The organism is Mesorhizobium sp. P2_F7 (assembly GCF_056403695.1).
On the sequence record NZ_JBFUFA010000026.1, the window covers coordinates 17843 to 27519 of the forward strand.

Here is a 9677-nt window from a genome sequence, read left to right on the forward strand (position 1 = left end):
GCGTTTTGGCCTTACGAACGAGGAAGCACCATGAGCAACAAGACCTGGACGGCTGTCGACGACTACATCGTCTCCTCCCTTTTCGAAGCGGATCCCATGCTTGACGCGGTGATCGCAACCAATCGCAGACAGGGCCTGCCGGCGATCGACGTGTCGGCCGCCCAAGGCAAGCTGCTGTCGCTTCTGGTGCGCATCAGCAGTGCCAGGAAGGTGCTGGAGATCGGCACGCTTGGCGGCTACTCGACCATCTGGATGGCAAGGGGGCTGCCGGCCGACGGCAAGATCGTGACGCTTGAACTCGATCCACACCACGCAAAGGTCGCGCGCTCGAATTTCGAGCGCACAGGGGTGTCGGACAAGGTGGACCTGCGCGTCGGCCCGGCGCTGCAGTCGCTCGCAACGCTCAGCAGCGAAAATGCCGGTCCGTTCGACCTGATCTTCATCGACGCCGACAAGCCGAACAACCCGAACTATCTGTCATGGGCGATGCGGCTGTCACGGCCGGGATCGGTCATCATCTGCGACAACGTCGTCCGTGACGGTACGGTGCTCAACGACGATGGCCGTGACGCCTATGTCGAAGGCGCACGCGTCGCATTCTCCTTCATCGGCGCCGACAAGCGCCTGGACGGCACCGCCATCCAGACCGTCGGCGCCAAGGGCTATGACGGCTTTGCCATCGCTATCGTCGAGTGAATCTGCCGAAGGGCGGATTGAGGCCGCGATGACGGCCTCAATCCGTTGACGGCTCATAGCGCAGCAGGTCGCCCGGCTGGCACTCGAGATACTCGCAGATGCGCTCCAGCGTGTCGAAGCGCATGCCTTTGACCTTGCCCTGTTTCAGCAGGGACAGGTTGGCCTCGGTGATGCCGACAAATTCTGCGAGATCCTTGGACTTCACATTGCGTTCGGCGAGGACGACGGCGAGCCTGACCTTGATCGGCATGGTTTCCTCAGATGAAGGCGGCGTTTTCTTCGGCAAGCGCGGATGCCTCGGCCAGCACCCAGGCGATGACGGAAACAATGCCTGCGCCGAGGATCATGAGGATCGTGTCGCTGTCGATGCCGAGTGTGAGCCGATGCTGGCCAGCCGGTGCATCCAGGCTCAGCAGCACCGACAGCGCCGCGCCCGAGACCGGCTTCAACAGCGCGGACGCCAGAAGACCGATTGCGAAGCCCTTCAAACCATTGGCCGCCTCGCGGCTGAAGAATTCACCCGTGGCAAAGATCTTGAAGCAGCGCCGGGCTGCCATCAGCGCAACGATCAGACAGGCCAGCGGAACAAACGAGATGGCGAAGCCGGCCGCCCGTCGTCCGATGCTGAGATCTGCCAGCCATTCGGCCGGAATTTGAGCGCCGGCGGCGATCGATCCGGTGGACGCTCCGAACCAGAACAGCAAAAGCCCCGCCGTCAACAGAATGGCGAGCGGACCGCAGGACCATGCCAGCAATTGGCTGAAAGACCGGATGCGGTTGAGCCGTACCAGTCGGACAGTATCGGGGCTGGAGGTCGGCATGTTGCTCTCCTGAGTGGTTCCAAAAATTATCGTTTTACAATAATAAATTTATGCATAATGATGCCAAATGTCAAGTCGGCATCAACAGGAGACGAAAAATGCCTTTCGCAAGGATTGTAATTGCCATTGCCGGTACAGTCGCATTGTCCATATTGCCCAACGCCGCTTTCGCGCTTCCATCGACGGCAAAGGGACAGATTTCCGTAGCGCAGGTGATGGAGATGATGGCCAAGGCTGATTCCAGCACGGTCGCGAAGCAGGTGCTGATCGCCTATGTCGCGGGCGTCGGCGAAAGTGCCGGGGTGGTTCTCGACACGATGGGCAAGAATGCATCGGTGTCCTGTCGCCAGGCGTTCAGTCTGGACACTGCGTCATTGCGGACGGCATTGGAGAACGGGGCGCCTAAACAGCAAAGCTGGGCGCAAACGCCGGCGACGCCGCTCATCGTCGCCGACATGATCAAGCGCGCCGGTTGCCGGATTAAACAATAGTCTCGTCTCCAGTCGCGAAGCCATCGGACGATTTCGGTGGTTTCGTGCCGGGTGGCTCAGTGTGATAATGCCCCATCTTTCAATGGGCTGCTGAGGAACAGCGTTTGGACGAAGCGGCAGTCTGGGACCTGATCAATGAGAGCCGGGAGCGCATGGATTTTGCGCAGAGACGGCTCTGGAATGCGATCATGATAGATCCGGAGGTGTGGGTCCACCGCTCCCCAGGCCGCGACGATCATCATGTCTGGGTCGTAGCCGTAGTCGGTCGAAGCGTGATCTCCTACAACGAGATCGAACACGGCTTCGCCCGCTCGCGTTTCGTTCGGTATGGCGAGATTGCCGAGCTTGGCTGGGGGCAAGACGACCTGGAGGTTGCCGTTCAAGATGTTTTGAACGAACTGGAACTCGGACGTCCGACCGCCCTTCGCGTTTCCCGGCCTCGGCCGGGAGAATATCCGGGCCGCAAGCCAAGATGACGGGAACCGGGCAGACACGCCCTGACAAGATCGCCTGACGCTCAGTCGAAGAACGCTTCCACCACATTGCGCTTGCCGAGCATGAAGGCGTCGGCGACGTGCTGGAGCGGCGCCAGGTCGACATCGGAGATGCCGGCGCGCACGATTTCGGCGAAACGCCGGTAGAGCTGGGGATATTCGGCCTCCGGCTCGTCATGAACCACCGTGCCGTCGACGGCGAGCCTGGTGCCGCCGCCCGACAGCACCATCTTGCCCTTGTCGGTGTCGGCCAGAATGTCCCAGCTCTGCGGGCCGGTCTGCAGCCAGTCGAGTTCCATTGTGACCGGCAACCCATCCGAAGTGCGGAAATTGACGTGGGCGGCGACCGGCGAGGCGCGGTTTTCGGGAAAGTCGAGCATGGCCGAGGTGATGAACATCGCCGGCAGGATGTGGGTCACGATCGACAGCGCGTTGATGCCGGGATCGAAGACACCGAAACCGCCCGGGGCCCAGATCCAGTCCTGGTTCGGGTGCCAGCGGCGGACATCTTCCTTCCAGACGATTGCCGCCGCGGTGACCTTGGCCGAAGCCAGGAAGGTGCGTGCGGCCTCAACTGCCGGCGCGTAACGCGAATGCCAGCTGGCGAACAGCGTGACACCGTTGGCGTCCGCCAACCGCTTCAGATCCTCGACCTCGCTGACCGTGGCGCCCGGCGGCTTCTCCAGGAAGACATGCTTTTTCGCGATCAGCGCGGTGCGCGCCGCGTCGTAGCGATACTGCGGCGGCATGCAGAGCGATACGGCCTCGAGTTCAGGCACCGCCTCGAGCATCGCCTCTATGGTCGGAAAATTCGGGATGTCGTCGACCTTGCCGTGCCGGCTGGCGGCGGCGATCAGGCGGTAATCCCCATCCTTGGCCACCGCCGGCAGATGCTGGTCGCGCACGATCTTGCCGACGCCGACGATGCCGAGCTTGATGGGTTTCACAGACATGGGAACTCCAAGGATTGGTGAGGCGTCCGGTTCTTAGCAGAACTCTGATCGCGGGCAAGCGCCAGGCAGACGTCTCAGCCCCAGCTTTCCTGGAAGTTGAGCGACCACTCTCCGCCGGCCAGAAACGCTTCGATCGCCGGTTCGAAGGGCGAGGGGTCGAGGCCGTTCGCCTTTAGCCATTCGTCGGAATAATAGGTGTTGGCGTAGCGCTCGCCGGAATCGCAGATCAGCGTCACCAAAGATCCGGTCTCGCCGGCCGCGATCAGGCGCGCGGCATGAAAGCACATGGCAATGAAATTGGTGCCGGTCGAACCGCCGACGCGCCGGCCGAGGTGACGCGACAGGACCCGCATCGCGGCAAGCGACACCGCATCGGGGACGCGCAGCATGTGGTCGATGACGCCCGGCACGAAGGACGGTTCGACGCGCGGCCGGCCGATGCCTTCGATGCGTGACGGCTGCTCGCAACGGCAGTTGGCATCGTGGGTGGAGAAGCCATCGAAGAAGGCCGAGCGTTCGACGTCGGCAACCGACAGCCGCGTCGCGTGCTGTTTGTAGCGCAGGTAGCGGCCGATCGTGGCGGTGGTGCCGCCGGTGCCGGCGCTCATCACGATCCAGGCCGGAATCGGGTGCCGCTCGTCGCGCATCTGCCCGAAAATGGATTCGGCGATGTTGTTGTTGCCGCGCCAGTCGGTGGCGCGCTCGGCATGGGTGAACTGATCCATGAAATAGCCGCCGAGCCTGGTCGCCAGTTCGGCCGATTCGGCATAGATGCGGCGGCCATCGTCGATGAAATGGCATTTGCCGCCATAATGCTCGATGGCGGCGATCTTTTCCGGCGAGGTCGAGCGCGGCATCACCGCGTAGAACGGCACGCCGATCATGCGGGCGAAATAGGCTTCCGACACCGCCGTCGAGCCTGAAGAGGCTTCGACCACCGGCGATCCTTCGCGGACAAGGCCGTTGCACAGTGCATAGAGGAAAAGCGAGCGCGCCAGCCGGTGCTTCAGGCTGCCAGTCGGATGCGTCGATTCATCCTTGAGGTAGAAGTCGATGCCGGCAAGCGCCGGCAGGTCGAGCTTCCACAGATGGGTATCGGCCGAGCGGTGCTGGTCGGCTTCGATGGCGGCAACCGCCCGGTCGGCCCAGGCGCGCGATGCAGGTTTTGCCGCTGCTGAGATGGCCATGGCCTACCGCTCCCCCATTTGCCGCCCTTTTTGTTTAGAGCGGAACCTCGAACGTCACGATCGACACTTCGCCTTCGAGTGCACCCTGGAAGGCCGACAGATGCGGCTCATCGTCGGGCTCGCCCTCCATGTCGCCGATCTGGTCGAGCTCGGCCTCTGCATAGCCTTCGGCGGCGAGCGATTCGAGAGCACGGCGCACGGCCGAATCGTCGTCGGGCGCGACCAGCATCACATGCACGCCTTCGGGCTTGCCGCCTTTCCTTTTCCAGACACGGCCGGTGATGATGGTGACCGGGCGTTCCTCATTGTCGTTCACGGGCTGATTCCTCTTGGATCGGGGGCGGGCGAGGGGATTTGCGCTGTCCATGGCGCCTTTTGCCATGAAGCCCCGGCGCAGGACAGCCAAAAGCCGGTCACTTTCTTGCCTGCGCGGTTACTTTCTTCCTCGCTCTTGCAAAAAGGCGAAAGAAAATTACATGCGATTTTCGCATGGCTGCCACGCCCTGTCTGGCGCGCAATATTTGGCGCGCCGGGGTTGACGGTTCACGGTCTTGCGAGTAGAAGCCGCCCAGTCAGAACCGATGTGAGGCTCTCCCTTCCGAAGCGACACGCTTTGGAGTTTGCCTCAAACAGGGTTCGTTTTACGAGCGAAAAGACATTTCCGGCGCGCATGAAGCGGTTTCCGCTTCCTCTGCATTTTGTTCGGGCAGGACCGCGAGGCGCGGTTTATGGCCCGAATTTGCGTATGGAATTGACGCTTTGAGCGGCCCTGACCGGGCGAGACACGGAATTGAGAGACAAGAGGGTTTAATGCCTACCGTCAACCAGCTGATCCGCAAGCCGCGCATTGCGCCGGTGAAGCGCAACAAGGTCCCGGCCATGCAGCAGAACCCGCAGAAGCGGGGCGTCTGCACGCGCGTTTATACAACGACGCCGAAGAAGCCGAACTCGGCACTGCGCAAGGTGGCCAAGATCCGCCTGACCAACGGCTTTGAAGTGATCGGCTACATCCCCGGCGAAGGTCACAACCTTCAGGAACACTCCGTGGTCATGATCCGCGGCGGCCGCGTCAAGGATCTTCCGGGCGTGCGCTACCACATCATCCGCGGCGTGCTCGACACGCAGGGCGTGAAGAACCGCAAGCAGCGCCGTTCGAAGTACGGCGCCAAGCGTCCGAAGTAAGATTTTCCGGCCTTCGCGCTTTTGCTGCGCAAGGCTACGAGATTGAGAGACAAAAGCCATGTCGCGTCGTCACAGTGCAGAAAAGCGTGAGATCAATCCGGACCCGAAGTTCGGCGATCTGATCGTTACCAAGTTCATGAACGCCGTCATGTATGACGGCAAGAAGTCGGTTGCCGAGACCATCGTCTACGGTGCGCTCGACCAGGTTCAGTCGAAGACCAAGCAGGAGCCGGTCACCGTCTTCCATCAGGCGCTCGACAATGTCGCGCCGCATGTGGAAGTCCGGTCGCGTCGCGTCGGCGGCGCCACCTACCAGGTTCCGGTCGATGTGCGCCCCGAGCGCCGTCAGGCCCTGGCGATCCGCTGGCTGATTGCGGCGGCTCGCAACCGCAACGAGACCACGATGGTTGACCGCCTCTCCGGCGAGCTGATGGACGCGGCCAACAACCGCGGCACGGCCGTCAAGAAGCGTGAAGACACCCACAAGATGGCTGAAGCCAACCGCGCTTTCGCACACTACCGCTGGTAAAGCGCGAACGAGACTGAGAAGGCATCCAAGATGGCCCGCGAATATAAAATCGAAGACTACCGCAATTTCGGTATCATGGCGCATATCGACGCCGGCAAGACGACGACCACCGAGCGCGTCCTCTATTACACGGGCAAGTCGCACAAGATCGGCGAAGTGCACGACGGCGCTGCCACCATGGATTGGATGGAGCAGGAGCAGGAACGCGGCATCACCATCACGTCCGCCGCCACCACGACCTTCTGGAAGGGCCGTGACGGCAAGATGTACCGCTTCAACATCATCGACACTCCCGGACACGTCGACTTCACCATCGAAGTCGAGCGTTCGCTGCGCGTGCTCGACGGCGCCATTGCGCTGCTCGACGCCAACGCCGGTGTCGAGCCGCAGACCGAGACTGTCTGGCGCCAGGCCGACAAGTATCGCGTTCCGCGCATGATCTTCTGCAACAAGATGGACAAGATCGGCGCCGACTTCTACCGCTCGGTCGAGATGATCGGTTCGCGCCTCGGTGCGCAGGCTGTCGTCATGCAGCTGCCGATCGGCGCCGAGACCGAGTTCAAGGGTGTCGTCGACCTCGTCGAGATGAACGCGCTGGTATGGCGCGACGAGACGCTGGGCGCTGCCTGGGACGTCGTCGAGATCCCGGCTGACCTCAAGGCTCGCGCTGAGGAATATCGCGAGAAGATGATCGAAGCCGCCGTCGAAATGGACGAGACGGCGCTTGAGAATTACCTCGAAGGCAAGATGCCGTCGAATGACGAGATCCGCTCGCTGATCCGCAAGGGTACGATCGCGGTCAAGTTCTACCCGATGTTCTGTGGCTCGGCCTTCAAGAACAAGGGCGTGCAGCCGCTGCTCGACGCCGTCGTCGAATACCTGCCGTCGCCGGCCGATGTTCCCGCGATCAAGGGCGTCGATGCCAAGACCGACGCCGAGATCGAGCGTCACGCCGACGACAACGAGCCGCTGTCGATGCTGGCCTTCAAGATCATGAACGACCCGTTCGTCGGTTCGCTGACCTTTGCCCGCATCTATTCGGGCAAGCTGACCAAGGGCATTTCGCTCGACAACACCGTCAAGGGCAAGAAAGAGCGCATCGGCCGCATGCTGCAGATGCATGCGAATTCGCGCGCCGACGTCGAAGAAGCCTTTGCCGGCGACATCGTCGCTCTGGCTGGCCTCAAGGACACGACCACCGGCGATACGCTCAGCGATCCGCTGCACCCGGTCATCCTCGAGCGCATGGAATTCCCCGATCCGGTCATCCAGATCGCGATCGAGCCGAAGACCAAGAACGACCAGGAAAAGATGGGCCTCGCCCTTCACCGCCTGGCCGCCGAGGATCCGTCCTTCCGCGTCAAGACCGACGAGGAATCGGGCCAGACCATCATCTCGGGCATGGGCGAACTGCACCTCGACATCATCGTCGACCGCATGCGTCGCGAGTTCAAGGTCGAAGCCAATGTCGGTGCGCCGCAGGTGGCTTACCGCGAGACCATCACCCGCAGGCACGAGCAGGACTACACGCACAAGAAGCAGACCGGCGGTACCGGTCAGTTCGCCCGCGTCAAGATCCAGTTCGAGCCGAACCCGGAAAGCTCGGAGTTCGAGTTCGAATCGAAGATCGTCGGCGGTGCGGTTCCGAAGGAATACATCCCGGGTGTCGAAAAGGGCATCAACAGCGTCATGACGTCCGGCCCGTTCGCCGGCTTCCCGATGATCGGCGTCAAGGCGACGCTCATCGACGGCGCTTACCACGATGTCGACTCCTCGGTGCTCGCGTTCGAAATCGCCGGCCGCGCCTGCTTCCGTGAAGCTGCGCCCAAGCTTGGCGTGCAGCTGCTCGAGCCGATCATGAAGGTCGAAGTCGTGACGCCGGAAGACTATGTCGGCAGCGTCATCGGCGACCTGAACGGCCGTCGCGGCCAGATTCAGGGCCAGGAAGCGCGTGGCGTTGCTGTCGTGATCAACGCGATGGTGCCGCTGGCCAACATGTTCAAGTACGTCGACAACTTGCGCTCGATGAGCCAGGGCCGTGCGGCCTACACGATGCAGTTCGATCACTACGAGCCTGTGCCGACCGCGGTCGCCCAGGAAGTTCAGAAGAAATACGCGTAACCCGGACGGGTTGCATCGGTAACTTAATTCAAGGCCCGTACGGGCAGCAGATTGGAGACATCACATGGCAAAAGGTAAATTCGAGCGCACTAAGCCTCATGTGAACATCGGCACGATTGGTCACGTYGACCATGGCAAGACGTCGCTGACGGCGGCGATCACGAAGTATTTTGGCGAATACAAGCGCTAYGACCAGATCGATGCGGCGCCCGAAGAGAAGGCCCGCGGCATCACCATCTCGACGGCTCACGTGGAATACGAGACGGCCAACCGTCACTATGCCCACGTCGACTGCCCCGGCCACGCCGACTATGTGAAGAACATGATCACCGGTGCCGCGCAGATGGACGGCGCGATCCTGGTCGTTTCGGCCGCCGACGGCCCGATGCCGCAGACCCGCGAGCACATCCTGCTTGCCCGTCAGGTCGGCGTGCCGTCGATCGTTGTGTTCCTGAACAAGGTCGACCAGGTCGACGACGCGGAACTCTTGGAATTGGTCGAACTCGAGGTTCGCGAGCTTCTGTCGAAGAACGAGTTCCCCGGCGACGACATTCCGATCGTCAAGGGCTCGGCTCTGGCCGCTCTTGAAGATTCGAACAAGACGATCGGTGAAGACGCGATCCGCGAGCTGATGGCTCAGGTCGACGCCTACATCCCGACGCCGGTTCGTCCGCTGGACAAGCCGTTCCTGATGCCGATCGAAGACGTGTTCTCGATCTCGGGTCGTGGCACGGTTGTCACCGGCCGCGTCGAGCGTGGCGTGGTCAAGGTCGGCGAGGAACTGGAAATCATCGGCATCCGTCCGACGACCAAGACGACCTGCACGGGCGTTGAAATGTTCCGCAAGCTGCTCGATCAGGGCCAGGCCGGCGACAACATCGGCGCGCTGCTGCGCGGCGTTGATCGTGAAGGTGTCGAGCGCGGCCAGGTTCTGGCCAAGCCCGGTACGGTGAAGCCGCACAAGAAGTTCGTGGCCGAAGCCTACATCCTGACCAAGGACGAAGGTGGCCGTCACACGCCGTTCTTCACCAACTACCGTCCGCAGTTCTACTTCCGCACGACCGACGTGACCGGCATCGTGTCGCTGCCGGAAGGCACCGAGATGGTGATGCCCGGCGACAACATCACGGTCGATGTCGAGCTGATCGTGCCGATCGCCATGGAAGAGAAGCTGCGCTTCGCCATCCGTGAAGGCGGCCGCAC

General features: G+C 62.0%; 12 protein-coding genes. 7 read left to right on the plus strand and 5 right to left on the minus strand.

Going from position 1 to position 9677, the window contains the following annotated elements; translation table 11 throughout:
- Positions 1–30 precede the first annotated feature (30 nt).
- Positions 31–696, plus strand: a complete 666-nt coding sequence (locus AC1DZ8_RS32970; RefSeq protein WP_477309846.1) for an O-methyltransferase — start codon at positions 31–33, stop codon at positions 694–696.
- 37 nt (positions 697–733) lie between these two features.
- On the opposite strand, the gene AC1DZ8_RS32975 is transcribed toward AC1DZ8_RS32970, so the two are convergent.
- Together AC1DZ8_RS32975 and AC1DZ8_RS32980 are read right to left on the minus strand one after the other, a co-directional pair.
- Complete coding sequence (locus tag AC1DZ8_RS32975; protein WP_477309845.1) at positions 734–946, minus strand: helix-turn-helix domain-containing protein; 213 nt, start codon at positions 944–946, stop codon at positions 734–736.
- Between the two features lie 7 nt (positions 947–953).
- Positions 954–1517, minus strand: a complete 564-nt coding sequence (locus AC1DZ8_RS32980) for a DUF2975 domain-containing protein (protein ID WP_477309844.1) — start codon at positions 1515–1517, stop codon at positions 954–956.
- Between the two features lie 98 nt (positions 1518–1615).
- On the opposite strand from AC1DZ8_RS32980, the gene AC1DZ8_RS32985 reads away from it, so the two are divergent.
- Both AC1DZ8_RS32985 and AC1DZ8_RS32990 read left to right on the plus strand, forming a co-directional pair.
- A complete protein-coding gene (locus AC1DZ8_RS32985) occupies positions 1616–2008 on the plus strand; it encodes a chlorophyllide reductase (RefSeq protein WP_477309843.1) in 393 nt (130 codons plus the stop codon).
- Between the two features lie 104 nt (positions 2009–2112).
- Positions 2113–2484 carry a hypothetical protein gene (locus AC1DZ8_RS32990; RefSeq protein ID WP_477309842.1) on the plus strand — a complete coding sequence of 124 codons (372 nt, stop codon included), beginning with the start codon at positions 2113–2115 and terminating at the stop codon, positions 2482–2484.
- Between the two features lie 41 nt (positions 2485–2525).
- Here the strand turns inward: AC1DZ8_RS32990 and AC1DZ8_RS32995 are convergent, their stop codons facing one another.
- The 3 genes from AC1DZ8_RS32995 to AC1DZ8_RS33005 form a co-directional block, all read right to left on the minus strand.
- Entirely contained in the window at positions 2526–3455 is a 930-nt protein-coding gene (locus tag AC1DZ8_RS32995) for a Gfo/Idh/MocA family protein (RefSeq protein ID WP_477309841.1), read from the minus strand.
- A 74-nt stretch (positions 3456–3529) separates the two neighbouring features.
- Positions 3530–4642 (minus strand): PLP-dependent cysteine synthase family protein, encoded by a 1113-nt coding sequence (locus AC1DZ8_RS33000; RefSeq protein ID WP_477309840.1) that lies wholly within the window; start codon positions 4640–4642, stop codon positions 3530–3532.
- Between the two features lie 34 nt (positions 4643–4676).
- Positions 4677–4958, minus strand: a complete 282-nt coding sequence (locus AC1DZ8_RS33005) for a transcriptional regulator (protein WP_181062225.1) — start codon at positions 4956–4958, stop codon at positions 4677–4679.
- Positions 4959–5452: 494 nt separating this feature from the next.
- On the opposite strand from AC1DZ8_RS33005, the gene rpsL reads away from it, so the two are divergent.
- From rpsL to tuf, 4 genes are all read left to right on the plus strand, one after another.
- The gene (gene rpsL / locus AC1DZ8_RS33010; RefSeq protein WP_006333356.1) at positions 5453–5824 is read left to right on the plus strand and encodes a 30S ribosomal protein S12; all 372 of its coding nucleotides are present in this window, start codon (positions 5453–5455) and stop codon (positions 5822–5824) included.
- 58 nt (positions 5825–5882) lie between these two features.
- Positions 5883–6353 (plus strand): 30S ribosomal protein S7, encoded by a 471-nt coding sequence (gene rpsG / locus AC1DZ8_RS33015; RefSeq protein WP_008875664.1) that lies wholly within the window; start codon positions 5883–5885, stop codon positions 6351–6353.
- A 30-nt stretch (positions 6354–6383) separates the two neighbouring features.
- The gene (gene fusA, locus AC1DZ8_RS33020; protein ID WP_477289432.1) at positions 6384–8474 is read left to right on the plus strand and encodes an elongation factor G; all 2091 of its coding nucleotides are present in this window, start codon (positions 6384–6386) and stop codon (positions 8472–8474) included.
- A 64-nt stretch (positions 8475–8538) separates the two neighbouring features.
- On the plus strand, positions 8539–9677 hold a 1139-nt coding region (gene tuf / locus AC1DZ8_RS33025; protein WP_477402381.1), incomplete at its 3' end, for an elongation factor Tu.

Bases quoted from the DNA above. Each gene is read 5' to 3' on its own strand.
- AC1DZ8_RS32970 (WP_477309846.1), top strand. From the start codon at position 31: ATGAGCAACAAGACCTGGACGGCTGTCGACGACTACATCGTCTCCTCC.
- AC1DZ8_RS32975 (WP_477309845.1), bottom strand. From the start codon at position 946: ATGCCGATCAAGGTCAGGCTCGCCGTCGTCCTCGCCGAACGCAATGTG.
- AC1DZ8_RS32980 (WP_477309844.1), bottom strand. From the start codon at position 1,517: ATGCCGACCTCCAGCCCCGATACTGTCCGACTGGTACGGCTCAACCGC.
- AC1DZ8_RS32985 (WP_477309843.1), top strand. From the start codon at position 1,616: ATGCCTTTCGCAAGGATTGTAATTGCCATTGCCGGTACAGTCGCATTG.
- AC1DZ8_RS32995 (WP_477309841.1), bottom strand. From the start codon at position 3,455: ATGTCTGTGAAACCCATCAAGCTCGGCATCGTCGGCGTCGGCAAGATC.
- AC1DZ8_RS33000 (WP_477309840.1), bottom strand. From the start codon at position 4,642: ATGGCCATCTCAGCAGCGGCAAAACCTGCATCGCGCGCCTGGGCCGAC.
- rpsL (WP_006333356.1), top strand. From the start codon at position 5,453: ATGCCTACCGTCAACCAGCTGATCCGCAAGCCGCGCATTGCGCCGGTG.
- rpsG (WP_008875664.1), top strand. From the start codon at position 5,883: ATGTCGCGTCGTCACAGTGCAGAAAAGCGTGAGATCAATCCGGACCCG.
- fusA (WP_477289432.1), top strand. From the start codon at position 6,384: ATGGCCCGCGAATATAAAATCGAAGACTACCGCAATTTCGGTATCATG.